Below are 14032 nucleotides of genomic sequence, written 5' to 3'. Positions count from 1 at the left end.
ATGACTTGCATAAAGACGTTTCTGGAATTCTCGCGGCGCGCGGCCATTGCGCTTCCGGCCGCCGCGCTGATGCTGGGCATGCACGCGGCCGGCGCGCAGGATGCGGTGCGGATAGGCTCCATCCTGTCCGTGACCGGTCCCGCCGCCTTTCTCGGCGAAGACATGAAGGCCGGCATGGAAATGGCGATCGACGACATCAACGCCGCCGGAGGCATCGGCGGCAAGAACGTCGAATGGGTGTTCTACGACGCCGAAAGCCAGACCGCCAAGGCGATCAACGCCACCAAGCGGCTGCTGTCCCAGGACAAGGTGGACATCATCGTCGGCGGCGGCAACATGAGCGGCATCGCCATGGCCATGGTGCCGATGGTGGACAAGGCCGCCACGCCCTTCATTTCCACCGAGGGTTCGATGCAGATCGTGATGCCGGTGGCGGAACGCAAGTACGTGTTCAAGAGCACCGTGGACGACGACCAGGTGATCGACCGGGTGCTGGACTACTTCGACAAGAAGGGCATCAAGCGCGCCGCCCTGCTGGCCGACAACAGCGGCTTCGGCCAGAGCGCCGTCGAACAAATGAAGCGGCTGGCCGCCAAGCGCGGCATCGACATCACCTACGAATCCTTCAACCCCGCCGACACCGACCTGACGCCGCAACTCACCCGCATCAAGAACGCGTCGGTGCAGGCCATCATCTGCTGGACCGTCACCCCGGCCGGCGTGGTTTTCATCAAGCAGGCGCAGCAGCTGGGCCTGGACAAGCTGACGCTGGTGCATAGCTATGGCTTCGTCGACCAGCGCTACATGAAGCTGGCGGGCGACTCGGTCAAGGACCTGCTGCTGGTCAGCGTCAAGTTCCCGGTGGGCCAGGACCTGCCCGACGCCGATCCCATCAAGACCCGCATCATGGACCTCAGCAAGCGCTTCGAGGCCCGCTACAAGCGCAAGCCCAATCAGTTCGTGGCCCAGACCTACGACGCCATGATGCTGGCCCGCACCGCGCTGGAAAAGAGCGGCGGCGACAAGGAGAAGACCCGCGAACAGCTGGCCGCCATCACCGGTTACCAGGGTGTGGGCGGGGTCTTCAATTTCTCGCCCCAACGCCACTCCGGCCTGGCCAAGGACGACATCGTCATGCTGGGCTACCGGGACGGACAGTTCCGGCTGGCCGACTACAAGTAAGCAGTCCATCTCCGCAACCTCCACTCACGCGCGCCGCCGGCGCGGCAAACCTGGGAGTGCAGTCATGAACGTAGCAAGCGCCGAGCCGCGTACGATCCTCGACGATCCTGAAAGCATCTTTCCGCTGGATCTGGATACCCGGATCCCCAAGATCCGAGATCTCTACCACCTGGCAACGGTCAAGCAGTGGGACCCGCGCACCGACATCGACTGGCATCTTTTCGACGCCTCGCAGTACACGCCCGAGCAGCGCTACGCGGCCCGCCAGTACTGGAGCCGCCGCGCCTGGAGCGAGTACGGCGCCATCTCGGAAAGCCCGGCCTTGCAGATCCGCTTCTGCCACGACAAGTGCGAGCCCGACCTGCGCCTGTTCTTCACCATCCGCTCGCAGGAAGAAAGCCGCCACGCCGAAGCCTGCTACCGCATGGCCGAAGCGCTCGGCGGCTACATGGAGCAGCCGGCCCAGGCCGCCTACCAGGGCTCCGTCGCCACGCACGGCGTGCGCAAGATGGCGCTGGACCCCGAGGTGTCGGTCGAGGCAATCCTCGCCGCGCTGGTCTGCGCCGCCGAGGAAATCGCGTTCGACGTCTTCCGCCACCTGGTCGAAATCACCCGCGACCCCGTCGCCAAGCAGATCTGCGCCCGCATCATGCGCGACGAGGTGCGGCACTGCGCGTTCGGCTGGCGCTTCCTCGACCACCGCATTCCGCAGATGTCCGCCGCCGAAATCAAGGTGGTGGAAAACGCCGTGATCAACATGATGGAAAAGGTCGAGCTCAACGGCTATCACAGCGCATGGCTGGCGCCCGACAACCCGGCCTCGCGCGCCGAAATGGAAGTGGACCGGCTCACCTGGGAAGCCGGCCTGGGCTCCACGGTCGAGGAACTGGAAAAGCCCCTGTTCGTTGAAACAGTGCAGCGCGTGCGCCGCCAGATGGAGCCCTGGGGCGTGCGCCTGCCCCTGCTGCACCACCCGAAGATCGGCGAATTCTGAACCCGAGGACCCGCCATGAACGCAGCTACGACCAGAATTCCCGTTGAGCGCCGCTTCCCGCTGACGCTCAAGCAATCCATCACCTCGATCCGCGAACTGTACGAAACCGGCAAACAGCAGCGCTGGGCGCCTGAAACGGACATTCCCTGGGCCAGCCTGGACCTCGGCGCGCTCGATGCGCGGGTCCGCGACGCGGCCCGCCTGACCTGGAGCCGCCGCGCCTGGGTGGAATACGCGGGCCTGAGCGAAACGCCGGCGCTGCTGGTGCGCCTGTGCCTGGAGAGCGGCCGCGAGTCCGACCCCAAGTACTTCCTGACCGTGCGCAACACCGAGGAAGCCTGGCAGATCGAGTGCTTCCATCGCTACGCCACGCTGCTGGGCGGCTACCTGAACCGCCCGCCCAGCCCGCAGCAGGAAGCCATCTTCAACCAATGCCGGCATCGCCAGGTGCTGGATGCCGCCTGCAATGCCGACGCCTTCTTCACCACCCATGCCGCAGTGGAAGACGGACTGGAGCTGGAACTGTTCCGGGCCTACCTGGAAAACGCCAGGGAACCGGTGGCGCGCCGCATCCTGGAACAGTGCGTCCAGGCCAAGGAGCGCCACGCCACCTTCGGCTGGCTCTACGTCGCCGAACGCGCCGCCGCCTGGTCCGAAGCCGACCGCGCCGCCGTGGCCCAGGCCGTGTCGGGCTATCTGAACGACGTCGAACTGCGCGGCTATCACTGCCCCTGGCTGGCGGAACCCGATGGCCCCGAAAGCCGGGCCAACGCGCTGACGGCCGAGGCCGGCCTGGGCGCCGCGTCCGCCGACCGGGAGTACGAGGTCCTGTGGTCGTACCTGGAGACGGTGACGCGGCGCCTGGCCGAGTTCGGCGTCGAATTGCCGGGCATCGCGCTTACCACGCGCCGGCCCAACTGAGCCGGCGCCGGGGCCCTGCCATGGACATGTCCGCGCAAATCATCCAACTGCTGGTCGCCGGAATCACCACCGGCAGCATCTACGCCATCGTGGCGGTGGGGTTCAACGTCATCTTCAAGAGCACCGACGCCATCAACTTCGCCCAGGGCGAATGGGTCATGATGGGCGGCATGGTGGCGGCCGCCTGTTACGCGGTCGCCGAGCTGCCGCTATGGCTATCCTGCCTGGCCGCGGTAGCCCTGGTGGCCCTGGCGGGCGGCGTGTCCGAACGCCTGGTGATCCATCCGCTGAAAAAGCCCGCGCCCCTGCTGGTGACGCTGCTCAGCATCGGCCTGGCCATCTGCACCAAGAGCCTGGTGATGCTGGGGCTGGGCAAGACCCCCATGGGCTATCCCGCGTTTTCGGGCGACACCCCGGTGCCGCTGGCCGGCGCGCAGATTCCGCCGCAAAGCTTCTGGGTGATGGGGGTGGCGCTGGTCTTCATGCTGGGCACGCATTTCTTCTTCGAACGCACACTGCTGGGCAAGACCCTGCGCGCCACCGCCATCGACCGCGACGCCGCCGCCCTGGTCGGCATCAACGTGCGGCGATCGGTGACGGTGGCCTTCGTGCTGGCGGCGCTGGCCGGCGGCATCGCGGGCGTGATCATCGCGCCGCTGACCTTCACTTCCTATGACCACGGCACCATGCTCGGCTTCAAAGGCTTCAGCGCGGCCATGCTGGGCGGCCTGGGCAGCCTGCAGGGCGCTTTGCTCGGCGGCGTGCTGCTGGGTGTGATCGAGGCGCTGGGAGGCGGCCTGATTTCCTCGCAATACAAGGACGCGCTGTCCTTCATCGTGCTGCTGATGGTGCTGTTCTACCGTCCCCAGGGCTTGCTGGGCAAAGCCGAAATCAACAAGGTCTGAAGGGGGTGACGATGAAATCCGAAATCCATCCGCCCGGGGACGGCGCGCGCCGCGACCTGCGCATCCTGCTGGCGCTGTGGGGCCTTTTCCTCCTGTTTCCGCTGGTGGCGCCGAACAGCTATGCCGTGGGCCTGGCGGTGACGTTCAGCATCAACCTGATGCTGATCGCCAGCCTCAACTTGCTGATGGGCTACTGCGGACAAATCTCCATGTGCCAGGCCGGCTTCTTCGGCCTGGGCGCCTACGTCAGCGGCGCCTTGTCGGCCAAGTACGGCATTCCCGCGCTCGTCAGCATTCCGGCCGCGCTGGCGGTCGCAAGCACGGCAGCGCTGTTGATCGCCCTGCCCGTGCTGCGGCTGCGGGGTCACTACCTGGCGATGGCAACGCTGGGATTCAACGCCATCCTGTCGGTGCTGTTCGTCGAACTGGTGGATTTTACCGGCGGCCCCAACGGCCTGTCGGGGGTCGAATCCATCACGGTCGCGGGCTATGCCTTCGATACCGACCGGCGCTTCTTCTACCTGGCCTGGGCCGCGGGCCTGCTGCTGATGTGGGGTTTCCTCAACCTGACCCGCTCGCGCATCGGCCGCGCCATGATCAGCGTGGCCGGCAGCGAGGTCGGCGCGGCCAGCCTGGGCATCAACACCTATGCGCTCAAGGTGGCGGTATTCGTGCTCTGCGCCGCGGTCGCGGCCCTGGCGGGCACGTTCTACGTCCACTTCAACCAGTTCGCGTCGCCCGAGACCTTCAGCTTCTCCGCATCGGTGCTACTGCTGGTCATGGTTGCCGTCGGCGGCTGGGGCAAGTACTGGGGACCGCTGTTCGGCGCGTTGGTCTACACCGCGGTGCCGGAACTGCTGCGCGCCTTCCATGACGTCGAGCTGCTGCTGTTCGGGCTGGGCATGATCCTGGTCCTGATGTTCTTCCCCGGGGGACTGGCGGGACTGGCGCAGCGGCTGTGCCGGCGTTCAGCCCGTCTGCCGGCATCCCCGGTGGCGGCAACGAAGGGAAAGGTGCGCCATGGCTGATCACGATTTCCTGTCGGTGCGGGATCTGGGCATCAATTTCGGCGGGCTGGCCGCGCTTGCCGACCTGTCCTTCGACCTGAAGCAAGGCCAGATCAAGGGCCTTATCGGCCCCAACGGCGCGGGCAAGAGCACCTTGTTCAACATCGTCGCGGGGCTGCTGCAGCCGGGCAACGGCGACGTGCGCTTGCGCGGCCGCTCGGTGCAGGGCCTGCCGCCGCACCAGCGCGTCAGGCTGGGCATCGCCCGCACCTTCCAGAACCTGCAGATCTTCAAGGACCTGACGGTAATGGAAAACGTCATGGTCGGCTGCCATGCGCGCTTCGGTTCCGGCCTGTGGGCCTGCATGCTGCGCACGCCCCGCCAGCGCCGCGACGAGCGTCAGATGCGCGACATCGCGATGCAGCGGCTGGAACAGCTGCACCTGGCCCGCCACGCCGACGTGTTGGCCGCGGACCTGAGTTTCGGCCAGGCCAAGATCCTGGAAATCGCCCGCGCCCTGGCCGCCGACCCTGTGCTGCTGCTGCTGGACGAACCGGTCGCGGGCGTGCCGCATGCCGAAGTGGCGCAGGTGGCCCAGGTCATACGCGAAGTGAACGCCAGCGGGGTGACCGTGCTGCTGGTCGAGCACAACATGAGCTTCGTCATGCAGCTGTGCGACGACATCCTGGTCCTGAACTACGGCCGCAAGATCGCCGAAGGCCAGGCCGACGCGGTGCGCGTCGATCCCCTGGTCCTGAAGGCCTATCTCGGGGAGGACATGCCCGATGCTTGAGATCACCAATCTGTGCGCCTCGTATGGCGCTGGCGACGTGCTGCGCGAAGCCAGCCTGGAAATCCCGGCCGGGCAGATAGGTTGCCTGCTCGGCGCCAACGGCGCCGGCAAGACCACGGTCATGCGCAGCCTGAGCGGCCTGCTGCGGCCCCTGCGCGGCAGCGTGCGCTTCGAAGGAGAAGCGATAGAGGCGCTGCCCGCGGACCGCATCGTCGACCGCGGCATCGTCCTGGTGCCCGAAGGCCGGCGCGTGTTCGCGCCGCTGTCGGTCAGCGAAAACCTGGAGATGGGCGGCTACAAGCTGCTGAAGCAGCGCCGCCAGGCGGAGTTCCGCCGCAACCTCGAATTCGTCCTGGACCTGTTCCCGCGGCTGTCCGAGCGCGCCCGGCAGGCGGCGGGAACGCTGTCCGGCGGCGAACAGCAGATGGTCGCGATAGGCCGGGCGCTGATGAGCAGCCCGCGCCTGCTGATGCTGGATGAACCTTCCATGGGCTTGGCGCCCCTGGTCGTAAAGGATATTTTCCTGTCGCTGCGGCGGCTCAAGCAGGAAGGGCTGACGCTGTTCATCGCCGAACAGAACGCCAAGCTGACCTTGAGCGCCGCGGACTACGGTTACGTGCTGCAGGAAGGCCGAGTGGCGTATTCGGGCAGCGCCCAGGCGCTGCGCGACGATACACGGGTACAGGCTGCCTATCTGGGCGCCTGACAGGAGACAGGTGAAGCGATGATGTTTTCTTCCCAGGAGCAGGCGATCGATCCGGAGCAGGAAGCGCAGTACAACCTGCGCGCCCGGCATCCCGAACGCGAGGAAATCTACTTTACCTACGCGCGCCGCAGCGCGGACACGCGCAGCCGGCGCGAAGCGCGCCTGGACCTGCGCTTCGGCGAACGGCCCTCGAGCGTGTTGGACCTGTTCGTTCCCAGCCACGTGCCGGCGCCGCCGCTGCTGGTCTTCATCCACGGCGGCTATTGGCGCGCGCTGGACAAGCACGGCTTCTCCTTCATCGCCGACGAATACCTGGCGCGCGGCGTGGCCGTGGCGCTGCCCAACTACACGCTGGCGCCGCACGCGAGCGTCTCCGAGATCGTCGACGAGGCCTGCGCCGCCGTGTCCTGGCTGACCACGCAAGGCGAGCGCCACGGCTACGACGCCAGCCGCATCGTGCTGTCCGGCCACTCCGCCGGCGGGCACATGGCCGCCCGCGCGCTGCGCCGCGACCTGGTGCCCGCCCTGGCGGGCAGGATACGCGGCTATGTGGGGCTGAGCGGGCTGTTCGATCTGGAACCGTTGCTGCGCACTTCCATCAACCGCGATCTCCACATGAGCGCGGCCGAAGCCCGCCGCCTGGGGCTGTACCAGCAAGCCACGCTGTACGAAGTCCCCATGGTGTTCGCGGCCGGCGCCCTGGAAACCGAGGGTTTTCGCGGGCAAAGCCGGGATTTCTCGCAACATTGCGCCAGCCACGGCCACGCGGTCGAAAACCTGGTGGTACCGCAGCGCAACCATTTCGACCTGCTGACCGATTTCGCCGGCGACGGCTATCCGCTGTTCAACAAGACGCTCGATCTGCTGCTGTCAGGCGCGGGCCGGGCCTGATCTTTCACGAGGAGTCCCCATGGCAGGCCAACCACTCAATCCCGCGGGCGTCTGCGCCCCGTTGGGCCCCTACAGCCAGGGCGTGCTGACCGAAGGCGCCGGGCGCTGGCTGCACATCGCCGGCCAGGTGGGAGTATCGTCCGAGGGCGTGCTCGCGCCAGGCTTCGAAGCCCAGGCCCATGCCGCCTGGCGCAACATCCAGGCCATGCTGGAGGCCGCGGGGATGCATGCCGGCGATCTGGTCAAGGTCGTGACCTACATCACGGACGAAAGCCAGCTGCCCCTGCTCGGTCCCGTCAGGCTGGCCTATCTGGGCGAGGCCCGCCCCGCCGCGACGCTGGTCGTGGTGCGGGCCCTGGCGCGGCCCGAGTGGCTGATCGAAGTGGAAGCGTCGGCGTACAAGCCTGCATGACCCCCGTGGCGGCATCGCCCGAAGGAGAGTGAGCATGTTCGAGGACCTACGCAACAAGCGGGCCCTGGTGACCGGCGCCTTCGGCGGACTCGGCGAGGAGTTCGCGCGCACTCTGTCCGCCGCGGGCGCGCACGTGGCCCTGGCCGGACGCAGGCTGCAGGCCGGCGAGCAGCTGGCCGCGGAACTGGCGGCCACGGACCGGCAGGCATGCGCCATCGCGCTGGACGTGACCCAGCCCGACAGCGTCGCCGGCCTGTTCGATGCCGCGTCAGAGCGCCTGGGCGGCGCCATCGACATCCTGGTCAACAACGCCGGCATTACCGCCGCCCGCCCGGCGCTGGAACACACCGAAGCCGACTGGATGGACGTGATCGACGTCAACCTCAACGGCACCTGGCGGGTGGCGCAGGCGGCCGGCCGCCATATGCAGGCGCATGGCGGCGGCAGCATCATCAACATCGCCTCCATCCTGGGGCTGCGGGTGGCCCAGCAGGTGCCCGCCTACGCCGCCTCCAAGGCCGCCCTGATCCAGCTGACGCAAGCCCTGGCGCTGGAATGGGCGCGCCACGGCATCCGCGTCAATGCGCTGGCGCCGGGCTACATCGAAACCGACCTTAACCGCGAATTCTTCGCCAGCGACGCGGGGCAGGCGCTGATCCGGCGCGTGCCGCAGCGCCGGCTCGGGCAGGCGCGGGAGCTGTCGGCTCCCCTGCTGCTGCTGGCTTCCGATGCCTCCTCGTTCATGACCGGATCGGTCCTGGTGGTGGACGGCGGGCATCTTGTTTCCACGCTTTGACTCCGGGACGCAACATGGACTTCAGCCTCACACCAGAAATCGAAAGCTACCGCCTGCGCATCAAGGCCTTTGTCGAGACGCATATCCTGCCGGTGGAGGCGGACCCGTCCTCCTACGACGAACACGAGAACATCCGCGAGGAAGTCTTGCAGCCGCTGCGCCGCCGCGCGCAAGAAGCCGGGCTGTGGGCCCTGCAGATGCCGCGCGAACGCGGCGGCCAGGGCCTGTCGCGCGTCGGCATGGCGGCCTGCTACGAAGAAATGAACGTGTCGATCTTCGGACCCGTGGTGTTCAATAGCGCGGCGCCCGACGACGGCAACATGATGGTGCTGGAGAAGGTCGCCACCGAGGCGCAGAAGGCGCGTTGGCTGCAACCCATCGTGGACGGCAAGGTGCGATCCTCGTTCGCCATGACCGAGCCGCATCCGGGCAGCGGCTCCGACCCATCGATGATGCGCACCACCGCCACCCTGCAAGACGGCAAATGGCGGGTGCATGGCAAGAAGTGGTTCATCACCGGCGCGGGCGTGGCGCAGCATTTCATCCTGATGGCCAAGACTTCGGATGATCCGCGCAAGGGCCTGACGGCCTTTCTCTTCGACGCGGACCAGCCCGGCTGGCGCATCGAACGGCGCATCCCCATCATGGGCCCGGAGGAACACGGCGGCCATTGCGAACTGGTGTTCGACGGACTGGAGATCCCCGACGAGAACCGCCTGCTCGGCGTGGGCGACGGCCTGAAGGTCACGCAGATCCGCCTGGGCCCCGCGCGGCTGACGCATTGCATGCGCTGGCTGGGGCTGGCCCGCCGGTCCCTGGCGATCGCGCGCGACTACGTGGCGACCCGGCAGAGCTTCGGCACCGCGCTGGCCGAGCGCGAAGGCGTGCAATGGATGCTGGGCGAATGCGCCATGGCGATCGAGGTCGGCCGCCTGCTGACGATGCGCGCCGCCGTCGCCCTGGACCAGGGCAGCTACGCGCGCAAGGAAGTCTCGATGGCGAAGATCGTCGTCTCCGAAACGCTGCACAAGGCGGTCGACACCGCCATCCAGCTGACCGGCGCGCGCGGCTATTCCCGCGATACCGCCCTGGCCTGGATTTACCGTTACGCGCGCCAGGCCCGGCTGGTCGATGGCGCCTCGGAAGTGCACAAGATGGTGCTGGCGCGATTCCTGATGGACGAAGGCGACGACTTCTGGCATTGGCAGGCGCAGGAACCAAGCGGGGCGCAATCGTGACGGGCGCGTCGGAAGATGGGATCGCCGGCCACGACGCGCTGGCCGCCTATCTGGTGCGCGCGGGGTACGCCGGGCGGACGGAGGAAGTGGCGCTGCGCCGTCTGGCAGGCGGCCAGTCGAATCCGACCTACGTCGTGACGACTGCCCGCGGCCAGTACGTGCTGCGCAAGCAGCCCGCCGGCAAGCTGTTGCCTTCGGCGCACGCCATCGACCGGGAGTTCCAGGTCATGCGGGCGCTGGAGCGCAGCGAGGTGCCCGTGCCGCGCATGCTGGACTATTGCGCCGACGACAGCCTGCTCGGCACGCCCTTTTACCTGATGGACTACGTGCAGGGCCGCAGCTTCGTCGACCCGGCACTGCCGGGCCTGGAGCCGGCCGAGCGCAGCGCCATCTACGCGGAAACCAGCCGCGTCCTTGCCGCCCTGCATGAGCTGGACTACGTGGCCCTGGGTCTGGAAAACTACGGCCGTCCAGGCAATTACTACGCGCGCCAGATCTCGCGCTGGACGCGGCAATACCGCGAAAGCCGGCCGGCCGCCGACCTGCCCGCCATGGAATCGCTGATCGACTGGCTGCCCCGCAACATTCCCGCCAGCGACGAAACCCGCCTGGTGCATGGCGATTTCCGGCTGGACAACCTGATCTTCCACCCCACCGAGCCCCGCGCCCTGGCCCTGCTGGACTGGGAGCTTTCCACGCTGGGACACCCGCTGGCGGACCTGGCGTATTACTGCATGTGCTGGCGCGTATCGCCGCAGCTGTGGCGCGGCGTGGCCGGATCCGATCTCGGCGCGCTGGGCATCCCCACCGAGGACGAGGCCGTGGCGGCGTATTGCCGGGCGCGCGGGCTGGCCGGCGTGTCCGATTGGGGCTTCTACCTGGCCTACAGTTTCTTCCGCATGGCCGCCATCCTGCAGGGCGTTGCCGCGCGCGCCTCGAGCGGCAACGCCGCCGCCGACGACGCACTATCCATGGGCGCCAAGGTGGAACCGTTGGCCGAGCTGGGCTGGGAGTGCGCCCGCAACGGCGGCGCGGCTTGAACGGCGGACGCCGGCGGCGGGCTGGCGTCCGGAGCGCAACCGCTCTATAACCTGATAATCGGGCCGGCGCGGTAGCCGGACGCCCCCCCCCTACTTCCCCCGTTTCCATGAACCAGACCTGCTCCCTGGCGTTGCAACCCGCCACCGAAGACGACCTGCCCTTCCTGCTCACCCTGCGCAAGACCACCATGCAGGAACACCTGCAGCGCGCGGGCGCGCCGCTGGATGACGACCACCATCTGGCCCGCATCCGCTACCGCTTCGAGGATGCCCGCATCGTCTGGCTGGACGGCCGGCCCGCCGGCCTGTTCAAGCATGGCCGGGACCCGGCCGGCTGGCGCATCGTGCAGATTCAGATCGACCCCGCCTTCCAGGGCCGCGGGCTGGGCCGCCGCCTGCTGGAAGGCGTGCTGGACGAAGCCGACGCCGAAGGCGTCCCCGTCACCCTGAGCGTGCTCAAGGGCAGCCCCGCCCGGCGCCTCTATGAAGCGCTGGGCTTCATCCCCGTGGAGGAGACCGACCTGGAATATGAAATGCGTCATGAACCCGGCGCGGTCCGGCCGGCCGGCTGACCCTTTGCAACTTCTTTCAATCCGGCTGGAATAAAGCCGGAACCGGCAGCGTCTGTAGGGGGCAGTCTCCCACTTTCCCTATCTACGTACGAGGCACACCATGCGTAAACACATCGCCGCAGCCCTGGCCATCTCCGCCGCCGCCCTGTTTTCGGCCGGCGCCCAGGCCCAGGCCGTCAAGGCCCAGGACGGCATGCTGGTCAACAGCGCCGGCATGACGCTTTACACCTTCGACAAGGATGCCGGCGGCAAGAGCGCCTGCAACGACCAATGCGCCAAGATCTGGCCGCCGGTCATGGCCAGCGCCGACGCCAAGCCCATGGGCGACCTGACCGTCATCACCCGCGACGACGGCAGCAAGCAATGGGCCAGCAAGGGCAAGCCGCTGTACACGTTCGCCAAGGACGCCAAGGCGGGCGACAAGACCGGCGACAATTTCAAGGAAATCTGGCACGTCGCCAAGCCCTGATACGGTGCCCGCCATCCAACGCAGCCATCCATGCGCGCCGAAGACGAAGCCCTGATCCTGGCCTGCATCCCCAGCCTGCGGCGTTATGCCCGCGGGCTGACGGGCGACCCCCACCGGGCCGACGACCTGGTCCAGGACACGCTGGAGCGCGCATGGAGCCGCTATTCGCGCTGGCAGCGGCGCGGCGAGCTGCGCGCCTGGATGTTCGGCATCATGCATAACCATTTCATCGACGGCGTGCGCGCCAGCAGCCGGCGGGCCGAACAGACCGCCCTGGGCGAACTGCCCGACGCTCCGGTGCGCGCCACGCAGACCGACCACCTGGAGGTGCGCGACCTGGACCGCTGCCTGCAAGCCCTGCCCGCCGAACAGCGGGAAGTGCTGTTGCTGATATGCGTGGAGGACCTGTCCTATCAGGAAACCGCCCGGATACTGGACGTGCCGATGGGCACGGTCATGTCGCGCCTGTCGCGCGCCCGCGAAAAGCTGGGCGCGCTGATGCAGGCGCGCGATACCGTCAGCAAGCTCCATCGCGTGAAATGACATGAACGAAAAACACCTCCATGCGGTGCCCGGCGCGGGCACCCCGATTACCGAAGCCGACCTGCATGCCTATGCGGACGGCCAGTTGCCGCCGGCGCGCCGCGCCGAGGTCGAGGCCTTCCTGGCCGCGCATCCGCAGGACCAGGCCCGCGTCGACGAATGGCGCGAACAGCGGCGCCTGCTGCACGCCATGCTGGACCCGGTGCTGGACGAGCCGCTGCCGCTGCGCCTGCCCCTGGCGCGGCCCGCGAACCCCTGGCCCTGGCGGGCCCTGGCCGCCGGCGTGGCGATCGCCGCCGTCAGCGCCAGCGCCGCCTGGATCACGCGCGGCGCCATGGACGCCCGCCAGTTGCAGGCCGCGCTGGCGACCGCCGCGCCCGAGCGCATCGCGGGCGGCTATGCGCAGCGCGCCGCCATCGCCCACGCGGTCTACGCGCCCGACATGGGCCGGCCCGTGGAAGTCGGCGCCGACAACGAGAAAGGCCTGGTCACCTGGCTGACCAAGCGCATGGGCGCGACCATGCGCCCGCCGTCCCTGTCGCAGGCCGGCTATGAACTGGTGGGCGGCCGTCTGCTGCCCGGCGGCGCGGGGCCGGTGGCGCTCTTCATGTACGGCGCGGCCGACGGCCAGCGCCTGACGCTGTACGTCACCCGCGAGGCCGCCGGCGGGCAAACCGCCTTCCAGTTCACCCAGGAAGGTCCGGTGCGTGTGTTCTATTGGGTCGAAGGACAGTTCGGCTATGCGCTGTCCGGCGCAGTCAGCCGCGATGAGCTGCTGCGCGTCTCGCAGGAGGTCTACCAGCAGCTGCAGGGCTAATCCGGAGACGCAAGGCTCCGCCCGCCGGCGTGCTCGCGCGCCTGGTGCAGCATGTGCAGCGTGATCTTGCGCACCTCGGCGCGGCTCATGCCGATATGCGAACGCAGCATGCGCGCGGCCTCGTCGGCGCGGCGCGCCAGCACCGCGCGCAGGATGGCGGCGTGCTCGTCGTAGGTGGCGTCCACGCGGAAATCCTTGGTGAAGTCCAGCCGCCGCACGATGCGTATCTTCTCGGTCACGTCGCGATGGATCTGCGCCAGCTCGGGATTGCCTGCGGCGGCCACCAGCGAACAATGAAAAGCCTCGTCCAGCTGCGCCACCAGCCGCCCGTCCAGGATGCGCTGGCGCGGCGGCGCCAGCCACACGTCCTTCAGCGCGCCCAGGATGCCGCCCTCGTCCATGTGCTCGCGCGCACACAGCCGTTCCACCGCGGCCTGCTCCAGCACCACGCGCACGTCGTACAGCGCCTCGAAGCGTTCGAAGTCGAAAGGCCGCACCTGCCAGCCGCTGCGCGGACGGGGCAGCACATAGCCCTCGCGCTCCAGCCGCGCCAGTCCCAACCGCACCGGCGTGCGGCTGACGCCCAGCCGCGCCGCCACCTCGGCCTCGGTAAAGCGCTCGCCCGGCAGCACGCGGAAGTCGAACAGGTCGTCCTTCAGCCGCTGGTAGACCTGGTCGGCCAGCGAGCCGGCCAGGGCCGGCGCCTGGCGGATGGCCGGCGCGGCCTGCACGGATTCCAGGCGCAT

The 14032-nt window shown here is 68.1% G+C and carries 17 protein-coding genes; 16 read left to right on the top strand and 1 reads right to left on the bottom strand.

What is annotated here, in order from left to right; translation table 11 throughout:
* The 16 genes from FOC84_RS19965 to FOC84_RS19890 all read left to right on the top strand — a co-directional run bounded on the left by FOC84_RS19965 (nucleotide 1) and on the right by FOC84_RS19890 (nucleotide 13286).
* The gene (locus tag FOC84_RS19965; protein WP_173145959.1) at nucleotides 1–1182 is read left to right on the top strand and encodes an ABC transporter substrate-binding protein; all 1182 of its coding nucleotides are present in this window, start codon (nucleotides 1–3) and stop codon (nucleotides 1180–1182) included.
* Between the two features lie 64 nt (nucleotides 1183–1246).
* Nucleotides 1247–2176, top strand: a complete 930-nt coding sequence (locus tag FOC84_RS19960; RefSeq protein ID WP_088142367.1) for a ferritin-like domain-containing protein — start codon at nucleotides 1247–1249, stop codon at nucleotides 2174–2176.
* A 15-nt stretch (nucleotides 2177–2191) separates the two neighbouring features.
* A complete protein-coding gene (locus FOC84_RS19955) occupies nucleotides 2192–3097 on the top strand; it encodes a hypothetical protein (protein ID WP_173145958.1) in 906 nt (301 codons plus the stop codon).
* Nucleotides 3098–3123: 26 nt separating this feature from the next.
* Nucleotides 3124–4002, top strand: coding sequence for a branched-chain amino acid ABC transporter permease (locus FOC84_RS19950; RefSeq protein WP_254241714.1), 879 nt, complete (start codon nucleotides 3124–3126; stop codon nucleotides 4000–4002).
* A gap of 11 nt (nucleotides 4003–4013) precedes the next feature.
* On the top strand, nucleotides 4014–5030 hold the full coding sequence (locus FOC84_RS19945) for a branched-chain amino acid ABC transporter permease (RefSeq protein WP_173145956.1): 1017 nt from the start codon (nucleotides 4014–4016) through the stop codon (nucleotides 5028–5030).
* On the top strand, nucleotides 5023–5802 hold the full coding sequence (locus tag FOC84_RS19940) for an ABC transporter ATP-binding protein (RefSeq protein ID WP_173145955.1): 780 nt from the start codon (nucleotides 5023–5025) through the stop codon (nucleotides 5800–5802). The genes FOC84_RS19945 and FOC84_RS19940 overlap by 8 nt, the downstream gene beginning before the upstream one ends.
* Nucleotides 5795–6508, top strand: a complete 714-nt coding sequence (locus tag FOC84_RS19935) for an ABC transporter ATP-binding protein (RefSeq protein WP_173145954.1) — start codon at nucleotides 5795–5797, stop codon at nucleotides 6506–6508. The genes FOC84_RS19940 and FOC84_RS19935 overlap by 8 nt, the downstream gene beginning before the upstream one ends.
* 18 nt (nucleotides 6509–6526) lie before the next feature.
* Nucleotides 6527–7399: an alpha/beta hydrolase gene (locus FOC84_RS19930; RefSeq protein WP_173145953.1), complete on the top strand. Its 873-nt coding sequence runs from the start codon at nucleotides 6527–6529 to the stop codon at nucleotides 7397–7399.
* A 19-nt stretch (nucleotides 7400–7418) separates the two neighbouring features.
* A complete protein-coding gene (locus FOC84_RS19925; protein ID WP_173145952.1) occupies nucleotides 7419–7811 on the top strand; it encodes a RidA family protein in 393 nt (130 codons plus the stop codon).
* Between the two features lie 34 nt (nucleotides 7812–7845).
* Entirely contained in the window at nucleotides 7846–8607 is a 762-nt protein-coding gene (locus FOC84_RS19920) for an SDR family NAD(P)-dependent oxidoreductase (RefSeq protein WP_173145951.1), read from the top strand.
* Between the two features lie 14 nt (nucleotides 8608–8621).
* Nucleotides 8622–9845, top strand: a complete 1224-nt coding sequence (locus FOC84_RS19915; RefSeq protein ID WP_173145950.1) for an acyl-CoA dehydrogenase family protein — start codon at nucleotides 8622–8624, stop codon at nucleotides 9843–9845.
* A complete protein-coding gene (locus FOC84_RS19910; RefSeq protein ID WP_173145949.1) occupies nucleotides 9842–10885 on the top strand; it encodes a phosphotransferase in 1044 nt (347 codons plus the stop codon). The genes FOC84_RS19915 and FOC84_RS19910 overlap by 4 nt, the downstream gene beginning before the upstream one ends.
* Nucleotides 10886–10992: 107 nt before the next feature.
* Nucleotides 10993–11457 carry a GNAT family N-acetyltransferase gene (locus FOC84_RS19905; protein WP_173145948.1) on the top strand — a complete coding sequence of 155 codons (465 nt, stop codon included), beginning with the start codon at nucleotides 10993–10995 and terminating at the stop codon, nucleotides 11455–11457.
* 100 nt (nucleotides 11458–11557) lie between these two features.
* Nucleotides 11558–11926: a COG4315 family predicted lipoprotein gene (locus tag FOC84_RS19900; RefSeq protein ID WP_173145947.1), complete on the top strand. Its 369-nt coding sequence runs from the start codon at nucleotides 11558–11560 to the stop codon at nucleotides 11924–11926.
* A 30-nt stretch (nucleotides 11927–11956) separates the two neighbouring features.
* Nucleotides 11957–12469 (top strand): RNA polymerase sigma factor, encoded by a 513-nt coding sequence (locus tag FOC84_RS19895; protein ID WP_042794858.1) that lies wholly within the window; start codon nucleotides 11957–11959, stop codon nucleotides 12467–12469.
* 1 nt (nucleotide 12470) lies between these two features.
* Nucleotides 12471–13286, top strand: a complete 816-nt coding sequence (locus FOC84_RS19890; RefSeq protein ID WP_173145946.1) for an anti-sigma factor family protein — start codon at nucleotides 12471–12473, stop codon at nucleotides 13284–13286.
* Here the strand turns inward: FOC84_RS19890 and FOC84_RS19885 are convergent.
* Nucleotides 13283–14032, bottom strand: coding sequence for a GntR family transcriptional regulator (locus tag FOC84_RS19885; RefSeq protein WP_173145945.1), 750 nt, complete (start codon nucleotides 14030–14032; stop codon nucleotides 13283–13285). The two genes, FOC84_RS19890 and FOC84_RS19885, sit on opposite strands and share 4 nt — an antisense overlap.

Origin of the sequence: Achromobacter pestifer (assembly GCF_013267355.1) — a bacterium.
Lineage (GTDB): Bacteria > Pseudomonadota > Gammaproteobacteria > Burkholderiales > Burkholderiaceae_B > Achromobacter > Achromobacter pestifer_A.
The sequence above is the reverse complement of the archived record's forward strand: the minus strand, read 5'-3'. Positions and strand labels throughout refer to the sequence as shown.

What these genes read in the sequence shown, in the direction of transcription:
- FOC84_RS19965 (WP_173145959.1), top strand. Translation starts at nt 1, where the DNA reads ATGACTTGCATAAAGACGTTTCTGGAATTCTCGCGGCGCGCGGCCATT.
- FOC84_RS19960 (WP_088142367.1), top strand. Translation starts at nt 1,247, where the DNA reads ATGAACGTAGCAAGCGCCGAGCCGCGTACGATCCTCGACGATCCTGAA.
- FOC84_RS19955 (WP_173145958.1), top strand. Translation starts at nt 2,192, where the DNA reads ATGAACGCAGCTACGACCAGAATTCCCGTTGAGCGCCGCTTCCCGCTG.
- FOC84_RS19950 (WP_254241714.1), top strand. Translation starts at nt 3,124, where the DNA reads ATGTCCGCGCAAATCATCCAACTGCTGGTCGCCGGAATCACCACCGGC.
- FOC84_RS19945 (WP_173145956.1), top strand. Translation starts at nt 4,014, where the DNA reads ATGAAATCCGAAATCCATCCGCCCGGGGACGGCGCGCGCCGCGACCTG.
- FOC84_RS19940 (WP_173145955.1), top strand. Translation starts at nt 5,023, where the DNA reads ATGGCTGATCACGATTTCCTGTCGGTGCGGGATCTGGGCATCAATTTC.
- FOC84_RS19935 (WP_173145954.1), top strand. Translation starts at nt 5,795, where the DNA reads ATGCTTGAGATCACCAATCTGTGCGCCTCGTATGGCGCTGGCGACGTG.
- FOC84_RS19930 (WP_173145953.1), top strand. Translation starts at nt 6,527, where the DNA reads ATGATGTTTTCTTCCCAGGAGCAGGCGATCGATCCGGAGCAGGAAGCG.
- FOC84_RS19925 (WP_173145952.1), top strand. Translation starts at nt 7,419, where the DNA reads ATGGCAGGCCAACCACTCAATCCCGCGGGCGTCTGCGCCCCGTTGGGC.
- FOC84_RS19920 (WP_173145951.1), top strand. Translation starts at nt 7,846, where the DNA reads ATGTTCGAGGACCTACGCAACAAGCGGGCCCTGGTGACCGGCGCCTTC.
- FOC84_RS19915 (WP_173145950.1), top strand. Translation starts at nt 8,622, where the DNA reads ATGGACTTCAGCCTCACACCAGAAATCGAAAGCTACCGCCTGCGCATC.
- FOC84_RS19905 (WP_173145948.1), top strand. Translation starts at nt 10,993, where the DNA reads ATGAACCAGACCTGCTCCCTGGCGTTGCAACCCGCCACCGAAGACGAC.
- FOC84_RS19900 (WP_173145947.1), top strand. Translation starts at nt 11,558, where the DNA reads ATGCGTAAACACATCGCCGCAGCCCTGGCCATCTCCGCCGCCGCCCTG.
- FOC84_RS19895 (WP_042794858.1), top strand. Translation starts at nt 11,957, where the DNA reads ATGCGCGCCGAAGACGAAGCCCTGATCCTGGCCTGCATCCCCAGCCTG.
- FOC84_RS19890 (WP_173145946.1), top strand. Translation starts at nt 12,471, where the DNA reads ATGAACGAAAAACACCTCCATGCGGTGCCCGGCGCGGGCACCCCGATT.
- FOC84_RS19885 (WP_173145945.1), bottom strand. Translation starts at nt 14,032, where the DNA reads ATGCGCCTGGAATCCGTGCAGGCCGCGCCGGCCATCCGCCAGGCGCCG.